Source organism: Bombilactobacillus bombi (assembly GCF_003522965.1).
Classification (GTDB): domain Bacteria; phylum Bacillota; class Bacilli; order Lactobacillales; family Lactobacillaceae; genus Bombilactobacillus; species Bombilactobacillus bombi.
The window spans coordinates 1,195,693-1,219,134 of sequence record NZ_CP031513.1 but is presented as its reverse complement, the minus strand read 5'-3'; the positions used below and the strand labels follow the sequence as shown (position 1 = coordinate 1,219,134).

The 23,442-nt window shown below is 34.2% G+C and carries 17 protein-coding genes; 14 read left to right on the top strand and 3 right to left on the bottom strand.

What is annotated here, in order from left to right:
* Positions 1–51: 51 nt before the first annotated feature.
* Positions 52–1,074, bottom strand: coding sequence for an AraC family transcriptional regulator (locus DS830_RS06075; RefSeq protein ID WP_118908649.1), 1,023 nt, complete (start codon positions 1,072–1,074; stop codon positions 52–54).
* A 121-nt stretch (positions 1,075–1,195) separates the two neighbouring features.
* Between DS830_RS06075 and DS830_RS06070 the strand changes: the two genes are divergently transcribed.
* The 10 genes from DS830_RS06070 (at position 1,196) to DS830_RS06025 (ending at position 16,116) form a co-directional block, all read left to right on the top strand.
* The gene (locus DS830_RS06070) at positions 1,196–2,899 is read left to right on the top strand and encodes a glycoside hydrolase family 3 protein (RefSeq protein WP_118908648.1); all 1,704 of its coding nucleotides are present in this window, start codon (positions 1,196–1,198) and stop codon (positions 2,897–2,899) included.
* Positions 2,900–2,913: 14 nt separating this feature from the next.
* Complete coding sequence (locus tag DS830_RS06065; RefSeq protein ID WP_118908647.1) at positions 2,914–5,706, top strand: alpha-L-rhamnosidase; 2,793 nt, start codon at positions 2,914–2,916, stop codon at positions 5,704–5,706.
* Positions 5,707–5,708: 2 nt separating this feature from the next.
* Positions 5,709–6,380, top strand: a complete 672-nt coding sequence (gene pgmB, locus DS830_RS06060) for a beta-phosphoglucomutase (RefSeq protein WP_118908646.1) — start codon at positions 5,709–5,711, stop codon at positions 6,378–6,380.
* Positions 6,377–7,918 (top strand): glycoside hydrolase family 43 protein, encoded by a 1,542-nt coding sequence (locus tag DS830_RS06055; RefSeq protein ID WP_338024772.1) that lies wholly within the window; start codon positions 6,377–6,379, stop codon positions 7,916–7,918. Before pgmB ends, DS830_RS06055 begins: the two co-directional genes overlap by 4 nt.
* Before the next feature lie 238 nt (positions 7,919–8,156).
* Positions 8,157–9,008: a PRD domain-containing protein gene (locus DS830_RS06050; protein WP_118908644.1), complete on the top strand. Its 852-nt coding sequence runs from the start codon at positions 8,157–8,159 to the stop codon at positions 9,006–9,008.
* A gap of 116 nt (positions 9,009–9,124) precedes the next feature.
* Positions 9,125–11,011: a beta-glucoside-specific PTS transporter subunit IIABC gene (locus DS830_RS06045; RefSeq protein WP_118908643.1), complete on the top strand. Its 1,887-nt coding sequence runs from the start codon at positions 9,125–9,127 to the stop codon at positions 11,009–11,011.
* Between the two features lie 28 nt (positions 11,012–11,039).
* Positions 11,040–11,873, top strand: coding sequence for a histidine phosphatase family protein (locus DS830_RS06040; RefSeq protein WP_162887535.1), 834 nt, complete (start codon positions 11,040–11,042; stop codon positions 11,871–11,873).
* Between the two features lie 20 nt (positions 11,874–11,893).
* Positions 11,894–13,357, top strand: a complete 1,464-nt coding sequence (locus DS830_RS06035; protein WP_118908641.1) for a glycoside hydrolase family 1 protein — start codon at positions 11,894–11,896, stop codon at positions 13,355–13,357.
* Positions 13,358–13,702: 345 nt separating this feature from the next.
* Positions 13,703–14,446 carry an SDR family oxidoreductase gene (locus DS830_RS06030; RefSeq protein ID WP_205526814.1) on the top strand — a complete coding sequence of 248 codons (744 nt, stop codon included), beginning with the start codon at positions 13,703–13,705 and terminating at the stop codon, positions 14,444–14,446.
* Positions 14,447–14,724: 278 nt separating this feature from the next.
* Complete coding sequence (locus DS830_RS06025; protein ID WP_118908639.1) at positions 14,725–16,116, top strand: amino acid permease; 1,392 nt, start codon at positions 14,725–14,727, stop codon at positions 16,114–16,116.
* A gap of 151 nt (positions 16,117–16,267) precedes the next feature.
* On the opposite strand, the gene DS830_RS06020 is transcribed toward DS830_RS06025, so the two are convergent.
* Positions 16,268–16,825, bottom strand: a complete 558-nt coding sequence (locus tag DS830_RS06020) for an SGNH/GDSL hydrolase family protein (RefSeq protein ID WP_118908638.1) — start codon at positions 16,823–16,825, stop codon at positions 16,268–16,270.
* Positions 16,826–16,875: 50 nt separating this feature from the next.
* On the opposite strand from DS830_RS06020, the gene coaA reads away from it, so the two are divergent.
* The 3 genes from coaA to guaA all read left to right on the top strand — a co-directional run bounded on the left by coaA (position 16,876) and on the right by guaA (position 20,309).
* Entirely contained in the window at positions 16,876–17,805 is a 930-nt protein-coding gene (gene coaA / locus DS830_RS06015; protein WP_118908637.1) for a type I pantothenate kinase, read from the top strand.
* A 79-nt stretch (positions 17,806–17,884) separates the two neighbouring features.
* Complete coding sequence (locus tag DS830_RS06010; protein WP_118908636.1) at positions 17,885–18,697, top strand: Cof-type HAD-IIB family hydrolase; 813 nt, start codon at positions 17,885–17,887, stop codon at positions 18,695–18,697.
* Positions 18,698–18,761: 64 nt separating this feature from the next.
* Complete coding sequence (gene guaA / locus DS830_RS06005) at positions 18,762–20,309, top strand: glutamine-hydrolyzing GMP synthase (protein ID WP_118900708.1); 1,548 nt, start codon at positions 18,762–18,764, stop codon at positions 20,307–20,309.
* A 480-nt stretch (positions 20,310–20,789) separates the two neighbouring features.
* Here guaA and DS830_RS06000 read toward each other — a convergent pair whose 3' ends face one another.
* On the bottom strand, positions 20,790–21,359 hold the full coding sequence (locus DS830_RS06000; protein ID WP_118908635.1) for a TetR/AcrR family transcriptional regulator: 570 nt from the start codon (positions 21,357–21,359) through the stop codon (positions 20,790–20,792).
* 157 nt (positions 21,360–21,516) lie between these two features.
* Between DS830_RS06000 and DS830_RS05995 the strand changes: the two genes are divergently transcribed.
* The gene (locus tag DS830_RS05995) at positions 21,517–23,241 is read left to right on the top strand and encodes an MFS transporter (protein ID WP_118908634.1); all 1,725 of its coding nucleotides are present in this window, start codon (positions 21,517–21,519) and stop codon (positions 23,239–23,241) included.
* Positions 23,242–23,442 lie beyond the last annotated feature (201 nt).

Genomic DNA, 23,442 nt, shown 5'->3' with positions numbered 1-23,442 from the left:
ATAAGCGGAAGGTAAAACAAGTACTATATTCAAAAGTTATTATTTTTATGTTCATTTTACAGATTCATGTTGTTTCACTTGATTACGATATCGGTATTCAGTAGGTGATACGTGTAGAATTTTTTTGAATACTTTATAAAAGTATGACGGATTTTCGTAACCAACCTTCAATGATATTTGTTCAATAGGGGCCTTTGTATAAGTTAGATATTCTGCCGCAACGTTGATTCTTTGTAAATGGACTAATTGAATAAAGGACATTCCAGTTTGTTTCTTTAAATAATTAGATAAATAGTTGGGGTTAAATCCAAAATGTTGTCCCATTTTTTCTAAAGTAATATGAGCATAATTTTGTTCAATATATAGAAGCATAGATAATACACTATTACCAGAATTGTTTTTATTAACTTTGATATTAATATTAGTTTTTGAAGCAACCCGAATGAAGCGTGAGAATAAAGTTAGTATTTCGAGCCGAATAATTTGGTTGGATTGGATGTCTGGATGATAGTACTCAAAAATTATGTCATACAAGGTATTAATGATTTGTTGACTGTGGGCAGTTTGAAAGAGAGTATAGGCATTCTCGCCCAAATTTTCATTTGATAACAGCGAAAATAATAGATTAGAAATACTTTGATTAGGCACACTTTGTTGTATAAAATTAAAATCATTCAGCGTAAAAGCTGATTCTTTTAACGACATGTTAACGACAATAGAACCTGTATCAATAGGCTCCACTTTGTGTGTTGTATGGTTGCCAATAATGATAATATTATTTTGTTTAACATGAATTTTTTCCTTGTTGGTTACTACGGTGCATTCGCCTAATAAAGGGATAGTAAGTTCCACGTAATTATGAATATGAAAAGGAATATATGATTTAACTGGCTGAACGGAAAGGCCAATAGCATGAGGATTGATAGTGAGAGAATCTGTCAATGTATAAAAAAATTCATAAACAGGTTCTTGATTAATTTCAGTAACTTTAAAGGGGCTCATTGTGGGTTTTAGTTCTGCCCAAGGTCGAGGTTGATTGTTTTTTCGTAGTAATTCTAAAACTTCAGGATTCATTTTTATTCCTTTCTGATTAGACGTATTCTGTAAAATGAACACACTTATTGTAGCTTTTCGCAATAGTTAAAACAAGGTAATTATTCTAAACTGGAAACGTAAACAATAACGGAGGCAAAATATGCTGGATTTAACCAAAAAACCATATTATTTAAAACAAGAACAAATCGAATATCTCAAAAAGAAAATTCAAAAAATGACCGTTGCTGAAAAAATTGGGCAACTATTTTTTGTTATTGGGCAAGATGAAGCAACAGTTGATATTGCTGAATTTATTCATAAATATCAACCTGGTGGGATGATGTATCGCCCAGATAAGGCTGAAAAGTTAAAGCGTGAATTAAATATAGCACAAAAAGCTAGTACGATTCCGCTATTAATGGCAGCAAACTTGGAATCAGGTGGCAATGGCTTGGTAAGTGAAGGTACTTGGCTAGGCACGCCGTTACAAATGGCAGCTACTGATGATCCTGCAAGTGCTTATCAATTAGGAAATGTTGCGGGTAGTGAAGCCTATCAAGTAGGTGGCAATATGTCATTTGCACCAATTGTTGATATTGATAAAAACTTCCGTAATCCAATTATGAATACAAGAACTTTTGGCAGCGATAAAAATCGAGTATTAAAAATGTCACAAGCTCAAATCAAAGGACTTGAAGCTAATCATATTATTCCAGTAATTAAACATTTTCCAGGGGATGGTGTTGACGAACGAGATCAACATTTATTAAGTTCAGTTAATTCCTTATCAACTGATGAATGGTTACAATCTTACGGTCAAATCTATCATACCTTGATAGAAGAAGGAGCTCCAAGTGTGATGATTGCCCATATTATGCAGCCGGCTTGGGAACGAAAGTTAGAACCAGGAATTGCAGATAAGGATTTACGGCCTGCTTCTAGTTCAAAATTATTAATTGAAGGCTTGTTGCGTAATGTTTTGCATTTTAATGGGCTGACAATTACTGATGCAACTCCAATGTTAGGTTATAACACAACTATGGCACGTAAATATTTGTTACCTGCAACAATTAACGCTGGTATTGATATGATACTATTCAATAAAAATATTGATGAAGATTATCATTACATTCAACAAGCAATTGATAATGGCATCTTGAGCATGGAGCGAGTGAATGAAGCTGTTATGCGTATCTTAGGCACTAAATTAGCTCAAGGTATTATGAATGTGAAAGAAGAGCTCACACAAACTGTTCCTGAAGATCTCAATCTTAAGCTAGCAGAGCATCAACAAATTGCTCAACAAATTGCCAAAAAGTCAGTTACTTTGGTAAAAGATCGTGACCAATTGTTGCCCCTAACTCCAGACAAGTATCACCGGATTCGTTTAGTAGTTTTAGGTGATAGTGATGATGGTGGATTTAAAGAAGGCGGACACGTCACAGATCTATTTAAAGATAAATTAACGCAAGCTGGTTTTGAAGTTTCCTTATTTAATCGCCAACAACTTGATTTTCACGAAGTTTTTGATGAAGGTGTGGCTGATTTACAGGACAAGTTTGACTTAGCATTATATGTAGCCAATATTGAAACAGCCAGCAATCAGACAACAACACGACTAGACTGGATTCACTTAATGGCTGCCGATGCGCCATGGTTTATGAAATCCATTCCAACAGTCTTTGTATCGACTGCCAATCCCTATCATTTGTTTGATGTCCCGAATATGTCAACCTTTATTAATGCCTATACGGGTAATGAAGCTAGTATTGATGCGGTTATCCGCAAACTTATGGGTCAAGAAGCTTTCCAAGGTATTAATCCAGTTGATCCGTTTTGTGGTGATTTTCAGACAAAATTATAGTGGGGTAAAGAATAATGAAAATTAGTTCAATTACGATTAATCATCTCCATGAACCGCTAGGTTTTCAATTAAATGATCTGCGAGTAGCGTTTAAATTGGCGGCAACTGAATTTATTCCAGTTGAAAAACGTTTAACCATTTATTTAACAACTTCCAAGCAACCTTGTTGGCAAAGTGAGTGGCTTAATTATGATAATAACTATTTTGATGTTGATTTGCACTTACAAGCTCGGACTCGTTATCAAGTATTAGTGGAAATTCGTTCGAAACAAGAACATATACAAGCACAATCTTTTTTTGAAACAGGAAAAATGAATGAATCTTGGCAGGCACAATGGATTGGAAATACTGATAAAAAGATTCAAAATACTCTATTTAAAAAGTCAATTACAGTTGATAAACCGCTTAAAGCTGCTCGCTTATATATTGCAGGCTTGGGTTTATATGAAACTTATATTGATAATCAAAAAGTTGGTTCCGAATATTTAACTCCCGGTGTAACGGCTTATGATCAATGGGTTCAAGTACAAACTTATGATATAACTAAGCAACTTTCTCAAAATTCCCATGAATTATTAATTTCCTGTGGTGATGGTTGGTACAAAGGTAATTATGGTTTTGATGGTGGTCAAGATTGTATCTACGGTGACCAGCAGTTGGCAATTGCAGAGTACCATTTAGAATATACTGATAGTACAGAAGAAGTAATCGTGACTAATAATACGTGGCAGACTACTAGTGGCAAAATTACTAAGTCAGCAATTTATTATGGTGAAGATTTCGACGATACCTTAGAAATTACTGACTGGCAGCCAGCAATTGAAGTTCAGCATAATTATGCGGTTTTACAAGATCGATTAAGTTTGCCCTTAACTATTAAAGAGCAAGTTGCTGTTCAACAAATCATTCATACTCCTGCTCAAGAACAAGTTTTGGATTTTGGTCAGAATCAAGCTGGCTGGTTGGAATTTTACAATCGCGAACCTCAAGGCACCAAAATCACTTTTCAGTTTGGTGAAGTTTTACAAGAAGGTAACTTTTATCGTGATAATTTACGGCAAGCGCGTGCGGCCTTTGTTTATATCTCAGATGGTCAAGAAAAATGGGTACGTCCGCACTTTACTTATTATGGATATCGCTATGTTAAGGTTTCAGGTATAACTCAATCTCTGCGTGCCCAAGATTTTAAAGCAGATGTCATTTATTCTGATATGGACAACACAGGCAGTATTCAAACTAACAATGCCAAAGTTAATCGCCTGTTTGAAAATATTTTATGGAGTCAAAAGAGTAATTTCTTTGATGTGCCTACTGATTGTCCCCAACGCGACGAACGTTTAGGCTGGAGCGGGGATGCAGAAATTTTTTCGAATACAGCGGCCTGCAATATGGATGTTTTTGCCTTCTTTAAGAAGTATGCTTATGATTTAGCGATCGAGCAACAGCAACATGATGGAATGGTAACCATGTATGCGCCTGCCATGGGTCAAAATGATGGGGGAGCTGCTGTTTGGGGTGATGCTGCAACAATTATTCCTTGGAATATGTATCAAAATTATGGCGATTCTGCTATTTTACGACAAAATTATTCAGCTATGAAATCGTGGGTTGATTGGATTAGTAAAAATACGCAAACACCTAATTTATGGGTGAGTCCTTTCCAATTTGGAGACTGGCTAGCTTTGGATGGTGAAAATCCAGCAATGCCGACTGGTAAAACCGATGAAGATTTTATTGCTTCTATCTATTATTATTATTCTAGTTGGATTGTGGCCCAAACAGCTCAATTATTTGATAATTCCGCTGATTTTGAATATTATTCCCAACTAGCAGCAGCGATTAAAAAGGCCATTCAAGCTGAATATATTACGCCTAAAGGCCGCATTGCCATTGACACACAGACAGCATATACACTAGCTCTTCAATTTAATTTGGTCGAGCCACAATACCAACAACGTGTAGTGGACGATTTAGTGCAACGCCTGCACAAAGATAATGATCATCTAAAGACGGGCTTTGTAGGAACTCCATATTTGTGCTCAGTTTTATCAAAATTTGGCCAACATAAATTAGCTACTAAAATTTTCTTAAATGAAGATTATCCTAGTTGGCTCAATGAGGTAAACTTGGGAGCAACAACAGTGTGGGAACGTTGGAATTCCATTCAAGCTGATGGTTCCATGAATCCTGAAGGAATGAACTCCTTAAATCACTACAGTATTGGTACTATTATGCACTGGGCTTATCAATATTTATTAGGCATTACCGAGCACAGTGCTGGTTATCAACAAATTACTTTTGCACCTCAATTTGATTATCGTTTGCCGCAAATGAAAGGTCATTTCACAACTCCATATGGCGATTTACGGATTCAATCAGCTATTGAGACTGATGAACAGCATACAGTTAAAGTTCATTTAGAAATACCGTTTGGTGTACAAGTTAAGGTCCGGCTGCCACGAGCTCCAAAGATATTGGTTAATGATACAAAATATTTGTCGGGAACCTTTGTTTTAACAGCAGGGAAATACGACTTACAATATCAACCTACAACAGATTATATTGAAACCTATCATCAAGATACTCCAGTAGCTGAAATCTTAAAAGATAAAGAATTAGTAAAGCAAATTCAGACTATTGATCCAATTTTGGATTTCTTCAAAGATGACCCTACCAGTGATTTAGCACAAATGTCCTTGACTAAGTTAGATACAACTTTTCCTTTTATTAATATTAGTCCAGATCATTTGCAGCAAATCAATCAACTTTTAGAGCAAACTCCAGTATTAACCCAAAGAAAGGAATAATTATGTTTAAAGGTGCCTTATTTGATTTAGATGGTGTCATTGCTGATACATCGGTATATCACTTTCAAGCTTGGAAAAAATTAATTCAAGATAATTTTCAGCAAGATTTACCGAGCCAATTAGAGGAGCAAACTAAAGGTGTTAGTCGTGCTGATTCTTTACAAAGAATTTTAGATTATTTACAAATTGAAGTTGATACTGCAAAATTTCAGCAATTAATGCAACAAAAAAATGAATATTACTTGCAACTGTTACAAACTTTGACTCCGGATAATATTTTACCGGGAATTAAAGAATTATTGCAGGAATTACAACAACAAAAAGTCAAATTAGCCTTAGCTTCAGCTAGTTTGAATGCTCCAGTAATTTTAGAAAAGCTGCAATTAAGTGATTATTTTGCAGCCATCGCTGATCCAGCTGCAGTAAAACAAGGTAAACCAGCTCCTGACATTTTCTTAGCTGCTGCGTCCGGAATTAATGTTGTACCACAAGATTGTGTTGCTTTTGAAGATTCAATAGCAGGAATTCAAGCTATTAATCAGGCCCAAGCGTTTTCTGTTGGTATTGGTTCTTCTGTAGAATTGTCAGCGGCGGATTTATTATTTGCGCAAACAAAAGAGCTTAATCTGGCTCAAATTGAAACGTCTTATCAACAATGGAAAGAAGGACTATGATGAGTAAATCTTACCAAAATCCGATTGTGCGGGGGATGTATCCTGATCCGAGTATAGTTCAAGTAGATGGAACTTATTATTTGGCCAATAGTACTTTTGAATATTATCCCGGTATTGCTATTTCACAAAGTCAAGATTTAGTTAATTGGCAGCAAATGCCAGGTGTAATTAAAACAACCAAACAAGCGGATTTAACGCAGGCAAAATCTAATGAAGGTATTTTTGCAGTAAATATTCGCTATTATCATGGATATTTCTATGTAATTACTACTAATTTTTCTGAATTTAAGACTATTATTATCAAAGGTCAATTAGATAAGCAGCAACAACAAATTATTTGGGAAAATCAGCGCGTTGAAGTAGATATCCAAGGTATAGATCCAGATTTATATTTTGAAAATAATCATGTTTATGTACAGTTTACTGGTTATATTGATAACAAAGGAACTAAGGCTATTCAACAAGTTGAAATAAATTTAACTACTGGTCAAATCTTACGTGATCCCCAAGTTTTAACTCTTGGGACAGGGGGACGAGATGTTGAAGGTCCCCATATTATTAAAAGAAATGATTGGTATTACTTGTTGATGGCCGAAGGTGGTACAGGTCTAGGACATATGCTTACTATGCAGCGAAGTCATAATTTGTGGGGACCTTATCAAGCACCACTTGAAGTTAATCCGCTGTTTACTAATCGTGATCGAGCTGATGAACCTTTACAAAATATTGGTCATGCTGATTTATTTCAAGATGTTCAGGGTAACTGGTGGTTGACTTGTTTGGGTACTCGTCCTAGTCCGCTCGACTTTAGTAGAATCACCAATTTGGGTCGGGAAACTTTATTGTATCCAGTTATTTGGGATAAAGAATGGCCACAAATTTATCAAGGAGTGCCTACCCAGTCAGTTGATTTAACTAAATTTGCACAGCATGCAAAAAATATTGGGGAACAAAAGTTAGAGAATTTTACTGATGATTTTAAAAATAATCAATTAAATTCTGAATGGCTATCCTTGCGCAATAATTTAAAAGAACGGCTTCATTTAGAGCCTGGTAAACTTACGCTAGTCGGTAGTGATTACCAGATAGAAGATTTAGGCACTCCGTCTTTTATCGGTATCCGACAAAGTGAAGCTCAAGAAACTTTTTCAGTGACCCTTGATTCACAAACTACTCAACTTAATCAGGGGCAAGCAGGTATTATCAGTTTAATTAATGCTGATCATTATTTAGCATTAATGTTAAAATATGATAAGTTACAGCAACAATATCAAATATTCAAAGTAATAAAAGTTGCTGATTTGAAGCAAGTGGAAACTGTAGCGACTATGCAAACTTTACCTGAAAAATTATTAATTAGAAATAAGCCTGCTAGTAAACAATTTGTAGCTTGTTGGTCTGATCAAGAAATTGCTTTTGAGTTATCAGCTCTACATTTGTCTAATGAGGCAGTTGCAGCTTTAAATACTGGTGATGTACAAGGAATTTATGTATTGGGCAATGCACAATTGACAATTTGTCAAGCACAACGTTATTAAATAAAAAGTTATCAAGTTTACTAAATTGTAAAATCAAATATATTAAAGCTGAGTTTGTATAATTTTTAACATAATTCGTTTTTATACTTGACACCGTTTCCAGGACCCTTTATAATAATTACTTGTAAATAAGGTGTGTTACTGATACGATCAGGCATTAACCTATCTCTTAATAAAACGTAGTGGACGTATTATCATAAGAGATAGGTTTTTTAGTGTTTTTAATCAGGAGGTTAAGATGAATTTTATTAAAAGTTTTAATAATAATGTCGCTCTGGTTAAAGACAAGAATAATACAGAATGGGTGGTGATTGGTAACGGTATAGGATTTGGTAAAAAAACAGGCGATGTAGTTGATGAATCTAAAATTGAGCGTCGTTTTATAGCAACAGAAAATGACAATTCCCAGATGGAAACTTTATCTGATATCTCGCCCAAGACAATTGATATTACGACTAAAGTTGTTAAATTAGTAGAGCCATTATTGCAAGTCAAATTTAATAGTTATCAATATGTTGTTTTAGCAGACCATCTAGAATTTGCTTTACAACGAGCTGATGAAGGATTGGATTTGGCTGATGGAACCACAAGCTGGAGCATTAAAAAGTTGTTTCCTAAGGAATACGATGCTGCTAAGCAAGCAGTTGAGTTAGTTGAAAAATTAACGCAAAAACAATTGTCTGATAGTGAAATAGTTTTTATTACTTATCATTTTTTAAATTTACGCTCTGATGGTACCGGTTTACACGATACGGTCAAAATTACTAAACTAATTGGGCAAATTGTGGAAATAGTACAATATCAGTATGGTATTACTTTAGATAATGATTCATTCAACTTTAATCGTTTTATTACGCATTTGCGTTCCTTTATGATTCAGCACCTTAAGCAGACTGAGAATCATAACGACGAATTAGATCCTGCAATTTTAAAGTTGATGATTGCTAAGTATCCCAAAGCTTACGCAACTGTCGAACGCATTGGCAATTTTTTACAACAAAAAACTGGTTGGGAATTACAACCAGATGATAAGGTTTATCTAACTTTACATATTTGGCGGGTTACTCACCGTCAAATAAATAATAAATAACCACAATATGGTGTGTTACTGATTCGATCAGGCATTAACCCGTTGATAGTTATCTTGTTGGCATTATTATACCAGCAGTGTAGCTATTGGCGGGTTTTTATATTAGGAGGGAAAGCATGGATTATACTAACTTAGCGACAAATATTCTCGAACTTGTTGGTGGCGATACTAATATCAATTCAGCATGGCATTGCGCCACACGTTTGCGTTTTATTTTAAAAGATGAAACAAAGGCAAATACTGAAAAAATTGAAGATTTAGATGGAGTTATTAAAGTTGTTAAAGCTGGGGGACAATACCAAATAGTTATTGGAAATAACGTTGGTGAAGTTTATGATGCTTTAATTTCAATAGATAGTCGTTTAGGTGATGACTCTGAAGTTACTAAAACGACAACTGAAAAGAAGAAGTTAACTTTTAAAGGTGCTTTTGATGCTTTTATTGCCTTTATTTCCGGCTCTTTTACACCATTTCTTGGTGCAATGGCAGGAGCCGGTATATTAAAAGGACTATTATCTTTATTTGTTGCTGTTCACTGGATGACGCCCAATACAGGTGCTTATCAAGTGTGGTACGCTGCAGCTGATGGCATTTTTTATTTTTTGCCAATCATTTTAGCTTTTACAGCTGCTAAACAATTAAAAGTTAATCAATATGTAACGGTATCAATTGCTATGGCACTTGTTTATCCTACAATGGTTGCTCTAACTACTAAGCACGCAGCAATTAATTTTTTTGGAATACCAATAGTACCGACTACTTATACAAGTACGGTAATTCCTATTCTGCTAGTTGTGTTTGTTCAAAAGTATTTAGAGCCTATATTTAATAAATTTTGGCATGAATCAGTTCGTAATATTTTGACACCACTATGTGTATTAATGATTTTAGTACCTTTGACCTTTATTGTTGTTGGTCCAATCAGTACTGTTATTAGTAATGCTTTAGCTGGTTTAGTTTTGGCATTATATCAAAATGCTCGAATTCTTTCTGGTTTAGTTTTAGGCGCTTTCTGGGAAGTATTTGTTATCTTTGGTGTACATTGGGCCTTCGTTCCAGTTATGATGAATAATTTAACTAAATGGGGTTATGAACCACTTATGCCTATTTTATTACCAGCAGTTTTATCACAAGCTGGTGCTGCATTCGGTGTCTTCTTAAAAACTAAAGATAAAAAAATGAAAGGTTTAGCCGGATCTAATACAATAACAGCCATTTTTGGTATTACTGAACCAACAGTTTATGGAATTACTTTAAAAATGAAAAAAACTTTTTATTGTGCCATGGCTGCAGGTGGTATCGGTGGTGCAATAGTAGCTATTTCTGGTGCACATGCTAATTCTGTTAGCTTAGCAACCATTTTGTCTTTACCAACATTTATTGGAAAGGGTTTTGGTCTTTCAATTATTGGAGATATCGTAGCTTTTGCTTTAGGAACAATTTTCACGATTTTATGGGGTGGTGTTAATGACAATAAAGTAGAAGTTGCTGATACAGGTGATACAGCTTCTAACAATATAAATAATGATAAAAAGGAAATTAATTATAATCAGGCTACTAAACTAGCAAGTCCTTTAACTGGTACCATTGTTCCTCTTGCTGATATTAAAGATGAAGTATTCTCATCAGGTGCAATGGGTCAAGGTGTTGCGATTGAACCGAGTGTTGGTGAAGTGGTTGCTCCAGCAGATGCCACCGTACAAATGGTGTTCCCTACTGGACATGCTGTAGGATTAACAACCGATGATGGTGCAGAAATCTTGATTCATATTGGTATGGACACAGTGCAATTAGATGGCAAAGGTTTTGAAACTTTGGTTAAAAAAGGCGATCATGTTACTGCTGGTCAATTGTTAGTTAAATTTGACATTGATATCATTAAGGATGCTAAACTAGAAGTAACCACACCGATTATTATTACTAATACGAAGAATTATCATGAAGTTAAGACTGTTGCTACAGGTAAAATTAATCAAAAGGATGAATTATTAGAATTAAAATGACTTTGATTATATATTAGGAGAATATATTTTGAAACGTATAATTAGCAGTACACTAATGTTGGTTACTATTTTATTTGCTTCATTATTCGTGAATTGTAATTTAACCTATGCTAAAAGTAACAGCGACTCCAAAGAAGTAGTAGTTTACCTTGTACGTCATGGAGAAACTACTGCAAATGTTATGCATCGAGCGCAAGGATGGAGTGACTATACTTTAACTCAAAATGGTATTGATGGGGCTAAGTACTTGGGACGTGGCCTAAAAGGTACAACTTTTAAGGCTGCCTATTCAGGTGATTTGACAAGACAAGAAAAAACAGCTCAAGGAGTACTAAATAACTCTGGAAATAAAAAAATTAATTTGCAGATTGATAACAATTTGAGAGAGTGTAATTATGGTAGTTATGAAGGAAGACCAGATGCCGCTCAAAACATTCCGGAAATTGCCAAATATTATGGTTTTAAAGATAGTAAGGAATTTTTGAAAAAAACAGGAAAAAATGCAATAAATAAAATGCAGGATGGATATTATGAATTAGATAAGCAAAATAAACTAAATACTGAATTACCAGCTAAATATCGAGCCGAAGCTTCTAAGACAGTAGAGAAAAGGATGTCACAGTCTCTTACTAGAATTGTTAAAAAGCAACAAAAATCAGGTGGAGGCAATGTTTTAGTTGTTAGTTCAGGAATGTCTATTAGCTTGTTTATTTCAACACTCAATTCTAAACAATATACTGGTTCTCCAATGAAAAATGACGCGGTAACTAAAGTTGTTTACAAAGATGGAAAATTTAAAGTATCTGGTTCAGTAGGATCACTAAAATACTTTAATAATGGTAAAAAAGAGTTAGCTAAATAAAGTTAAGAAAGGAAGATTAAATGTATTCTAAAAATATGCCAACAGGTTTTGCAAAAGATTTTCTTTGGGGCGGTGCAACTGCTGCTAACCAAATCGAAGGAGCATGGAATGAAGATGGCAAAGGCTTAACGACAGCTGAAGTTGTTAAAAAAGCTGCCACTCATCATGATTTATCTATGAATACCGTTTCTCAAGAAAGTATTGCAGAAGCTATCGCAGATAAAACTGATGAAATGTATCCTAAACGTCGAGGAATCGACTTTTACCACCATTATCAAGAAGATATTAAACTGTTTGCTGAAATGGGTTTTAAAGCCTTTCGTATTTCTATTGCTTGGGCACGAATTTTTCCTAAAGGTGATGAAAAAGAACCTAATGCTGCCGGCTTAGAATTTTATGATAAAGTTTTTGCTGAATGTCATAAATATGGGATTGAACCAGTAGTTACTATTTCACATTATGAAATGCCCCTTAACTTGACCTTAAAGCAAAATGGCTGGGCTAGTCGACAAACAATTGATAATTTTACTCATTATACAGAAACGCTTTTCCAACATTATAAAGGCGTTGTTAAATATTGGATGACTTTCAATGAAATTAACGCAATTACTGGTGGATTCACTGGAACCGGAGCAGTCGATAATGAATTAAATCTGGAACAAAAGGCTCAGTTACGTTTCCAAGCTTTGCATCACCAATTTGTTGCCAGTGCTTTGGCTGTTCAACAGTGTCATACCATTGATCCTAATGCAAAAATAGGTTGTATGTTGGCTAGAGCGCAAAATTATCCTAAAACACCAAATCCTAAAGATGTACGTGCTGCGCAATTACAAGATCAATTGAATTTATTCTATACTGATGTTCAAGTTCGTGGTGAATATCCAGAATATATGAATCGTTACTTCCAAGAAAACGGTGTAGCATTACAAATGCAAGCTGATGATGAGCAGATTATCAAAAACGGAACTGTTGATTATTTAGCCTTTAGTTATTATATGTCTAGCATCACTTCTACTGATAGTAAACCAGAAAAATTTGCAGATTCCTTTATGGCTGGTGAAAAGAATCCTTATCTAGAAACTAGTGATTGGGGTTGGCAAATTGATCCAATTGGCTTACGTATCAGTTTAAATGAAATGTGGGATCGTTATCGCGTGCCATTGTTTGTTGTTGAAAATGGTTTAGGTGCCGAGGATAAATTAACAGATGATTATCAAGTACATGATAGCTACCGCATTGACTATTTACGTCAGCATATCCAACAAATGAAAGAAGCTGTAAAAGATGGTGTGCAATTAATGGGTTATCTAACTTGGGGCCCAATTGATTTGATTAGTGCATCAACTTCTGAAATGTCGAAACGTTATGGCTTTATCTATGTGGATCAAGATGATGCAGGTCAAGGAACACTCAAACGTTATAAGAAAGATTCCTTTGACTGGTATAAAAAAGTGATTGCTTCTAATGGTGAAGAATTAGATTAGGTTTGGTGACATAGCCTTTATTAAAATGAACTCCCAAAATTGGATTTTTATCCAATCTTTGGGGGTTCATTTTTTATAGCATTTTTTTCTCTTTATCTTTACTGGTAAGTTTTTTTAATATTTTACATAATCTTTAGGCACAGGTGTCTTATATCGCTAATTTTAGAGTCATTACATTATACTGTCCTAAAGTTAAAAAATTTCTTTCTTTTTTGTTTAAACTACTATAACTATAAATTATAGATAACTATGTAATATAGGTATTATACATATTAAAATGAACGTTTTATAATATTTAAAAAGCTAATTAGTTATCAATTTAAGCAAGTATCATAAAGGAGAATTATTATGTCAGTTAAAGATAAAGTAGTCGTCATTACCGGAGCATCTAGTGGTATTGGAGCAGCAACGGCCAAATTGTTAGTAGAACAAGGCGCTAAAGTAGTTTTGGGTGCTCGGCGAGAGGAAAAACTAGCTGCTGTAGCAGCACAATTGCCAAAAGATCAAGTATACTATCAAGTAACGGACGTTACCAAATTAGAGGATGTTAAAAGTTTAGTGCAATTAGCTAAAAAACAATTTGGCAAAATTGATGCTCTATACAATAATGCTGGGATTATGCCAACTGCTAATTTAGATGAATTTCATCATGACGAGTGGCAAAACATGTTACAAATTAATGTGATGGGTGTTTTAAATGGGATTGAAGCTGTTTTACCGCTTATGAAGCAACAAGGATATGGACATATTTTAGCAACTGATTCTGTTGCTGGACACCTAGTGTATCCTGGATCAGCAGTATATTGTGGAACTAAATTTGCAGTGCGGGCAATTATGGAAGGTTTACGTCAAGAACAAAAAGATAATGGCATTCGTTCCACTATTGTTTCGCCAGGAGGAGTAAATACTGAGCTATATAAATCTATTTCAGACCCACAAGCTGCTCAAGATTTAGTTGAATTGTGGAATGAACCGAATAATTCGCTCAATCCTGAAGACGTAGCCCAAGCTGTAGTTTATGCTTTAGGTACACCTAAACATGTTACTGTGAGTGAAATTTTGATTCGCCCTACAGGACAAGAATTATAATAGATTTAAGGCAGGAATAATTGTTCCTGCTTTTTTGTTGTTAAAAAGTTTATAAATTTTGATAATTTATTATATAAATGTTTAGTGTTTCTTATATTATTTAAATAAATGCTCGTCTGTACCTATAGCAGTTGCATAAGTTAAACATTCATTACTAATTATAGAGAACTAAACATCACGTTATATATAAGATTTTTCTAATTTACATTAAAAAACTTTGCTTTATGTCTTTAAATCATGTAAAATCTGGAATATCTTATTCTGAGGAGGACAAGTTTATGGAAAAACAAGAATTAAATAAATCCTTGTCTTCTCACCAAATGCAAATGATTGCCTTGGGTGGGACGATTGGTGTCGGCTTATTCATGGGTTCTGCGTCGACTATCAAGTGGACCGGCCCATCAGTTTTGCTGGCGTATGCGCTAGCTGGAGGAATCTTATATTTAGTGATGCGGGCTTTAGGTGAGATGCTTTATATACATCCCATTACTGGTTCTTTCGCAGATTTTGCTTCTGAATATGTACATCCAGCTGCTGGTTTTGTTACGGCTTGGAGCAACGTTCTTCAATGGGCGCTTGTAGGAATTAGTGAAGTAATAGCAGTAGGACAATATTTACAATTTTGGTGGCCCCATTTTCCAGCATGGATTGCGGGTGTAGTGGTAGTAATTACTTTATGTTTGGCTAACTTGGCTTCTGTTAAGGCTTACGGTGATTTAGAATCATGGTTTGCCATTATTAAAGTAGTTACTATTATTTTGATGATAATCTTGGGTTTATTAGTAATTGTTTTTGGAGTTGGTAACCATGGTCATCCCGTAGGTATTAGTAATTTGTGGACACATGGTGGCTTTTTCACTGGTGGATTTAAGGGATTTATGTTTTCTTTGTCAATTGTCGCAGCTTCTTATCAAGGAATTGAAGTTGTTGGTATTACAGCAGGTGAAGCAGATAATGCGCAAGAGAGCATTGTGAAGTCAATTAAATCGTTAGTTTTTCGTATTTTAATTTTTTATATCGGTGCTATCTTTGTCATTGTTGCTATTTATCCTTGGAATCAATTAGGCAGCATTGGTTCACCTTTTGTTAAAACATTTGCGAAAGTTGGAATTACTTTTGCAGCTGAGATTATTAATTTTGTAGTTTTAACAGCGGCTTTATCTGGTTGCAATTCCGGAATTTTTAGTGCTAGCCGAATGTTATACACACTAGCTCAAAATGGCGATATACCAAAAATTTTCACGAAAGTATCCAAACGTAAAGTTCCTTACTGGCCAGTAATTGCCATTTCAGGCGGAATCTTATTAGGTACAATTTTAAATTATGTTTTGCCTTTGTTTACCCATTCAGCAGCTAATATTTTTGTATTGGTATATAGCTCAAGTGTCTTACCTGGAATGGTGCCTTGGTTTGTGATTTTAATTAGCCATTTACGCTTTCGAAAATTACATGCAGATGAATTAGTGAATCATCCCTTTAAAATGCCCGGCGCACCTTGGACTAATTGGATAGCTTTAATTGGTTTAACAATAATTTTGTTCTTCATGTTTATTAATCCAGAAACACGAGCTTCAATCATTGTGGGTGTGATATTTGAAGTGCTTTTGATTGTTTATTATTTCGTCTTTCAACCTGCTAGTTTGAAAGCTTCAAAAAGCAAAGCCAATTGATTATTTAGTTAAACATTAAGTATTAATTAATCAGGATTGAGTAACTTCTTCTCAATCCTTTTTACATATTAAAGAGTTATTCAAGTGATAAATACAAAGAAAAGCAATTAAAATGAGAGTGCTTACTTGTACTTCTAGTGAAAACATAATATTATAAAGCTTGTTTGATAGCGGGTACAAGTAAGCGCTCCAATAAATCATAACCACTCTCATTAAAATGTAAGCCATCAGCTTGTAGATATTGTTCAGGTTGCTTTTGTGCTTGCATCGCATCAAGTAAATTAACAAAGGGCAGATGATAGCTCTTAGCCATTTGCTCCGCAGCCAAGGCAAATTGTAATTGTCGAGGCCAACTGCGTTCGGGATGTTTATGATAATCAACATAAGGTGGTGACACTAAGACCACTTTTTGCGGTCCAATTTCTGTAATCATATGAGACAAGTTGTTTGTGAAATAGCCTGGTTTCATTTCATTAGTAGTTAAAATGTCATTGGCACCAAAGAATAAGACCACAATATCTGGTTGTAAATTCACAACATCGCGTTGAAAATGAGTTAACGCATCGCTAGTCTTATGTCCGGGAATCGAACAATTGATGATTTGAGCATCCGCAAATGCATTTTGAATCCGATTCGTAAAACAATCAGTTACACGTTCATGATGTACGCCACCTAAAATGGCATCTCCAAAAAGAACTATTTTTTTCATAGATTGACTCCTTTTTAACTATATTATCATATCATTTGTGAGGAATAATTATGCAAGATTTTATGAATTATAATGAATATACACGCCAAGAATGGTCTCAATTTCATGGCGATTACTTTAATGAAATTGATGATCATGACCTAGAAAAAATTAAATCAGTTGATGATCAAGTATCTTTGCAGGATGTTAAAGAAATTTATGCGCCACTGCGCCATTTATTGCATCTATATCTGCATCATTATCAACACTTATCACGAGCTAAAGCAGACTTTTTGGGAGTTAAACCCCACAAAATTCCATTTATTATTGGTATTAGTGGCAGCGTTGCTGTGGGTAAAAGTACAACAGCTCGATTACTTAAAGTGATGTTGCAGCGGGCTTATCCGCAATATAATATTGAACAAATTACAACCGATGGTTTTTTATATCCTAATGCTGAATTAGAAAAACGCGGCATTTTAGGCGATAAAGGCTTTCCATGGAGTTATGATAATGAACGATTATTACTCTTTTTAGAACAAGTTAAGGCTAATCGCGGTCCCGTTGAATATCCTAGTTATTCTCATGAAATTTATGATATCGTCCCAAATCAAATAAACGTTGTCAATAATCCAGATATTCTAATCATTGAGGGGATTAATGTCTTACAATTACCTCATAACCAAAATATTTATGTGAGCGATTACTTTGATTTTTCCATCTATGTTGATGCAGATCCACACTTAATTGAACAATGGTATATACACCGTTTTGAAGGCTTTTTGCAAGCGGAAATTGAGCATCCGAATCCAAGTAATTATTATTATCAATTTACTAAAAAACCAAGATCAGAAGTAATGGCTTATGCACATCAAGTTTGGCATGATGTTAATTATAAAAACTTAGTTGAGTATATTGCGCCTACAATCAATCGTGCGGATTTAATCTTGCATAAGACTAAAGGGCATTTTATGGATAAGGTTTTATTGAAGAAATATTGAAATTTATGCTGAAAAAATGATAAATTAATTGAAAACTGCTAAAATACTCGTAACAAATATTTTAAAGGATGGAAAAAGATTGACAATTAAATTAGTTGCTATTGATATGGATGCAACGCTTTTAAATTCCCAACAGGAAATCACCCTGTTGACTAAACAGGCAATTGCTCAAGCTCTCAAACAAGGTGTAAAAATCGTCCTCTGTTCTGGGCGTCCTTTAGCGGGTATTCTTCCTTATGCAAGACAATTAGGCATCGATAGTTCGCAACAATATATTATTACTTATAATGGTGGTGTCATTCAAACAGCCACGGGTCAGCTTATTCAAGAACATATGTTAACTGCAGCTGATTTTGAACCTTTGTCGCAATTTAGTGCTCAACATCAAGTACACTTTAATGTTTTAGACAATCAAAGCCATGTTTACACATTGGATCATGAAGTGAATTTTTATACTTTAATGCAAGCTAGTGAAATGCAGGCCGGAATTACAATTTTAGATCCTAGTGATTTGCCTATTCAATTTCCGTTAGCCAAAGCAGTTTTAACCGGTGAAAAAAAACAAATCGATCAAATTGAACCTTTATTGGGTGCGGAATTTGGGCAGAAGCATTCGATTGTGCGTTCAATGCCGATTATGTTAGAAGTTGCTCATTCTCTAGCTACCAAAGGTCGAGCTTTGCGTGACTTAGCTGAAGAGCTGGATTTTGCTTTAGATGAAGTAATGGCAATCGGGGACGAACTCAATGATTATACAATGTTTCAAACTGCGGGTATGGCAGTAGTTATGAAAAATGGTAATCCCAAGATGAAAGCTATTGCCGATTATGTGACCGAAGATAACGACCACGACGGAGTGGCTCACGCATTAGAAAAATTTGTTTTACGCTGAGTTTGCTATACAGCAAGAAATTTTTTTTGTACAATATTAGTAATAACATAAGGGAGTGTGGAGATTGGATAAGCAAGTAAAAGCAGACAGTATTATTGTGCTGGATTACGGTAGCCAATATAACCAGTTAATTACGCGCCGTATTCGTGACTTTGGCATTTATTCGGAATTATTGCCACATACTATAACTGCTGCAGAAATTAAAGCAATCGCCCCTAAGGGAATTATTCTTTCGGGCGGTCCTAATAGTGTGTATGATCCTAAAGCTTTACAAATTGATGCAGATATTTGGCAGCTAGGAATACCAATTTTAGGAATTTGTTATGGTATGCAATTGATGATGCATGATTTAGGCGGTAAGGTTGAAGCTGCTGGTGCGCCAGAATATGGACATGCTGATATTACTGTGACAAAGTCTGAATCTTTATTATTTGCGGGATTACCTGCCCAACAATTTGTTTGGATGAGTCATGGAGATCGCGTAACCAAAATTCCGACTGACTTTGATATTGTTGCTATTAGTGATAATACCCCATATGCTGTTGTGGAAAATGCTGACCAAAAGTTATATGGAATCCAATTCCACGCTGAAGTACGTAATACTGAATATGGTTTAGATATTTTGAAAAATTTTGCCTTTAAAATTTGTGGTGCCCAAGCCAACTGGACAATGAGTGACTTTATTGATCAACAAATTGACCAGATTAGAGCCACAGTGGGTAACCGCAAAGTTTTATTAGGCTTGTCTGGTGGGGTTGACTCTTCAGTTGTTGGTGTCTTATTGCACAAAGCAATCGGAAACCAATTGACTAGTATTTTTGTCGATCATGGCTTGTTGCGCAAGGGTGAAGCTGAGCAAGTCATGGATAGCTTAGAAGGTAAATTTGGCTTAAATATCATTAAAGTCAATGCCCAAGAACGCTTTATGAACAAGCTCAAAGGTATCAGTGATCCTGAACAAAAACGTAAAATTATTGGTAATGAATTTATTCAGGTGTTTAATGATGAAGCCCAAAAGCTAGATGGGATTGACTTTTTAGCACAAGGAACCCTTTATACTGATGTAATTGAAAGTGGAACTAATACTGCCCAAACCATTAAATCGCATCATAATGTCGGCGGTTTGCCAGAAGATATGCATTTTCAATTAATTGAGCCTTTGCGGACTTTATTTAAAGATGAAGTACGAGAATTAGGTGAACAATTGGATATGCCCCATGAGTTGGTTTGGCGGCAACCATTCCCCGGTCCTGGACTAGGGATTCGAGTGCTTGGTGAAATTACAGCAGATAAGTTACAAATTGTGCGTGATAGTGATTATATTTTACGCGAAGAAATCAAGAATGCCGGCTTAGAGAAAGAAGTTTGGCAATACTTTACAGTTTTACCTGGGATGCGCAGTGTAGGTGTGATGGGTGATGGCCGGACTTACGATTATACTGTAGGCATTCGAGCTGTAACTTCCATTGATGGGATGACTGCTGACTTTGCACAAATTCCTTGGGAAGTATTATCCAAAATTTCCACTCGGATTACTAATGAAGTGGATCATGTCAATCGCGTAGTTTACGATATTACTTCTAAGCCACCTGCAACAATTGAATGGGAATAATTTATATAGTTGTAACAACTCCAGTTGGATAAATTTATCTGACTGGTTTTTTAATTGCAGTAAATGTTTTTTATGTGAGAAAGTTATCCAAGCATTATTAAGTGATAGCTGAAAAAGTGTGCACTGATTTTGTTACAGTTTTAGAGCGTACAGAATAATAATGGATCATAAAAGCATTTAGAAATGATAAAAAGTGGATTTTCAATTGTTGACCAATTGGAAAATTAACAGACGCGGATTGTTTAGGCTTATTTGAATTCATTAATAGATTAAAGAACAAGTAATTGTCACGCTTTTGAAGAGTGTGGCTTTTTTAGTTACAACATCAACAATCACAACTATCGTAAATTGATTCGCCTTTGAATTGTATAATCTTCTTTGAGATTTATCACCCTCATTGTTTTTCACCAGTCTTTGGATAACGGCTTGTTCGGATTAAATTTGTAATCTGCCGTAATAAAATATTTCCATTTTTACTTTCTACTCTGTGCTGTTAGTATTTTTATTCTGCATTGACATAATACTTATGGAGTTGACAACTAAATTAGTAATTTCTTTTATGCTTTGTTTATTATTAAAATCCCATGAAATAAATACATTCCATAAGCCACCTACAAAAAAACGTGTAATTGTTTCTATCTGTTCTTTACTCAAATTATATTTATGCCACGGTAAAGCTACAGAGCTATATTCTTGTATTATTTTTGAATCATAAATATTAACCGCTAAGATTAATAAATTCTGTTTTTGAAAAGCTGCTAAGATAGAACGATATTGATTCCAAAAGGAAAAGAAATAAAATATTAGTTCACTAAATGAATTAATACTCTTTTGGCTGACATACTCCTTATAGCCATCAAATAGTTTTAAGAAATATTTTTGTAGCAGATCATCCTTAGATTTAAAAAATCGATAAAAGGTCCTTCTTGATAATTGGGCATTCTCCATAATCATAGAAATCGAGATTTTATTATATTCGTGTTCTTGAACTAAATCGATAAAGGATTCAAAAATCCATTGTTTTGTTTGATTAGTCATTCTTTGTGACAATTTTCTACCTCACATATAATCAATTTTGTGTCAGTTATTAAGATTCATTCAAAAGGATTGTTTAATCCTTTTTTTTATTATACTATACCTATATTGTCACATGTGTGTATTTTATTCACTATTGTGAAAAATATTTTAGAAAATGGAGAAAGATTAGATGACTAAGAAAAAAGCATTAATTATCCTAGTTATGACTGTTGGCACTTTCTTTTGTATGCTGGACACAACCATTATGACTATAGTATTACCTGAAATCCAAACTGGATTGAATGTAAGTCTAGATTCACTTTCTTGGGCTGTTAATTTATATACAATTATTTTTGCTACATTAACGATTTTGCTTAGCAGATTGGCAGAAATTAGAGGCAAAAACAAATATTTCATAATTGGATTAGTTTTATTTACTATTGGCTCTATCCTCAGCGGAATGTCTGAGAATTTATCCTTTTTATTATTTGGAAGAATTGTTCAAAGTTTAGGAGCTGCGACTATTTTGCCTTTAACTATGACTATTTCTTTAGCACAGGTAAAAGTGAATCAACGTAACAAAATTGTTGCCTTACTAGGTGGCGCTCAAGGATTCGCTGCTGCTTTAGGGCCAACTATTGGAGGAATGATTGCTCAGTATTATAGTTGGCGTTGGGTTTTTTATATTAATGTGCCTTTTCTTTTAATAATAATTTTTCTAGCTCCATTTGTATTACCAATAAAGAATGAGACTAAATTATCAGAAAAAATTGATATTCTGGGATCTATATTATCTATGATAATGTTGTTCTCTCTAACCTTGACATTAATTAAAGGAAATAGTTGGGGTTGGTCATCCTTGATTATAATAATTCTGATTATAACAACTATTGTTTCTTTTGTTTTATTCATTATAACTGAGTATAAGGTTCCTGACCCTATGATTAATTTAGCTTTATTTAAAAGTAGAAACTTTAATGGCGCTTCTTTAAGTCTCATTTTATGTAATTTCTTTCTAGGTGGTTTCGCTATTACAATGCCTACTTTTTTGGTGAAAACCCAAAGTAAAAGTGAATTACAGGCAGCTTTGTTAATGACTCCATATTCAATTTCGGTATTTATTTTTGTTATTTTAGCTTCGCTTTTAATGAAAAAAATTAAAATTAAATATTTGGTAATCTCCGGCTTTATATTTTTGAGTTTTAGTTATTATATATTAGGCAATATGAAAACAAATATTGCAATCAATTCTTTAGTTATTGCGAATATTTTCTTAGGTTTAGGATATGGAATTATTGCTGGACCAGCCAACGTGATGGCTGCGTCTGATTTTAATGGTAAATTACTTACAGCATCACAAAGTGTCGCTAATGTTTTTAGACAGATCGGTTTAGTACTTGCAACTGCAATTTTTGTTTCATTATTAACTATTAATGTAAATCATGCTAAAGATAATATTCTTAGTTATTCATCTACACAAATCTCTAGTTCAAGTTTGCCTAATAAAGTAAAAAGTCAGGCTCTTAAAAAGATTAAGCATACTATTAATACATCTAAAAACAGTGCAATTTCTACTAATAATCTTAAACCAAAAAAAATTACAATAAGTGATGCTCAATTAAATAGTAAAGCTCAGCAGCAGGTAGAGCTAGTATTAGAGAAAAAAGGTCCTTTACCACCGATGGTTAAAAAAACTTTATATCCTAAATTGATGCGAATTGCGAAACGTCAAATTAAACAAAAAGTACAATCTACTAATCATCAAATCACAAGCTTAACTAATACAATAAAAGATTATTCCAAAAAACAACTAGTAGAATCTTTTCTGAAAATTTATCGAACAATGATCCCCATTGCCTTAATCTCAATACTTTGTGGCCTTCTATTTAAAATTAGTAAAAAAAGAACGATTTAATTGGAAGATTAATTATTTACAATCTTGTATATATAATGTCACAAAATCACAATAGTGAGTAACTTTTGATTTTTAAGTGCAATATAAAAAAATGTGTTTATAGTAGTATGAAATAATTGAATGTTATCTTATAATAATTAATTTTAAGGAGATTATGTAATAGAATGTGGAATTATATCTTATAATGCAAAAGTACCATAT

What these genes read in the sequence shown, in the direction of transcription:
- DS830_RS06025 (WP_118908639.1), top strand. Translation starts at nt 14,725, where the DNA reads ATGGAAAAACAAGAATTAAATAAATCCTTGTCTTCTCACCAAATGCAA.
- DS830_RS06035 (WP_118908641.1), top strand. Translation starts at nt 11,894, where the DNA reads ATGTATTCTAAAAATATGCCAACAGGTTTTGCAAAAGATTTTCTTTGG.
- DS830_RS06075 (WP_118908649.1), bottom strand. Translation starts at nt 1,074, where the DNA reads ATGAATCCTGAAGTTTTAGAATTACTACGAAAAAACAATCAACCTCGA.
- DS830_RS06020 (WP_118908638.1), bottom strand. Translation starts at nt 16,825, where the DNA reads ATGAAAAAAATAGTTCTTTTTGGAGATGCCATTTTAGGTGGCGTACAT.
- DS830_RS06050 (WP_118908644.1), top strand. Translation starts at nt 8,157, where the DNA reads ATGAATTTTATTAAAAGTTTTAATAATAATGTCGCTCTGGTTAAAGAC.
- DS830_RS05995 (WP_118908634.1), top strand. Translation starts at nt 21,517, where the DNA reads ATGACTAAGAAAAAAGCATTAATTATCCTAGTTATGACTGTTGGCACT.
- pgmB (WP_118908646.1), top strand. Translation starts at nt 5,709, where the DNA reads ATGTTTAAAGGTGCCTTATTTGATTTAGATGGTGTCATTGCTGATACA.
- DS830_RS06065 (WP_118908647.1), top strand. Translation starts at nt 2,914, where the DNA reads ATGAAAATTAGTTCAATTACGATTAATCATCTCCATGAACCGCTAGGT.
- DS830_RS06070 (WP_118908648.1), top strand. Translation starts at nt 1,196, where the DNA reads ATGCTGGATTTAACCAAAAAACCATATTATTTAAAACAAGAACAAATC.
- DS830_RS06055 (WP_338024772.1), top strand. Translation starts at nt 6,377, where the DNA reads ATGATGAGTAAATCTTACCAAAATCCGATTGTGCGGGGGATGTATCCT.
- DS830_RS06045 (WP_118908643.1), top strand. Translation starts at nt 9,125, where the DNA reads ATGGATTATACTAACTTAGCGACAAATATTCTCGAACTTGTTGGTGGC.
- coaA (WP_118908637.1), top strand. Translation starts at nt 16,876, where the DNA reads ATGCAAGATTTTATGAATTATAATGAATATACACGCCAAGAATGGTCT.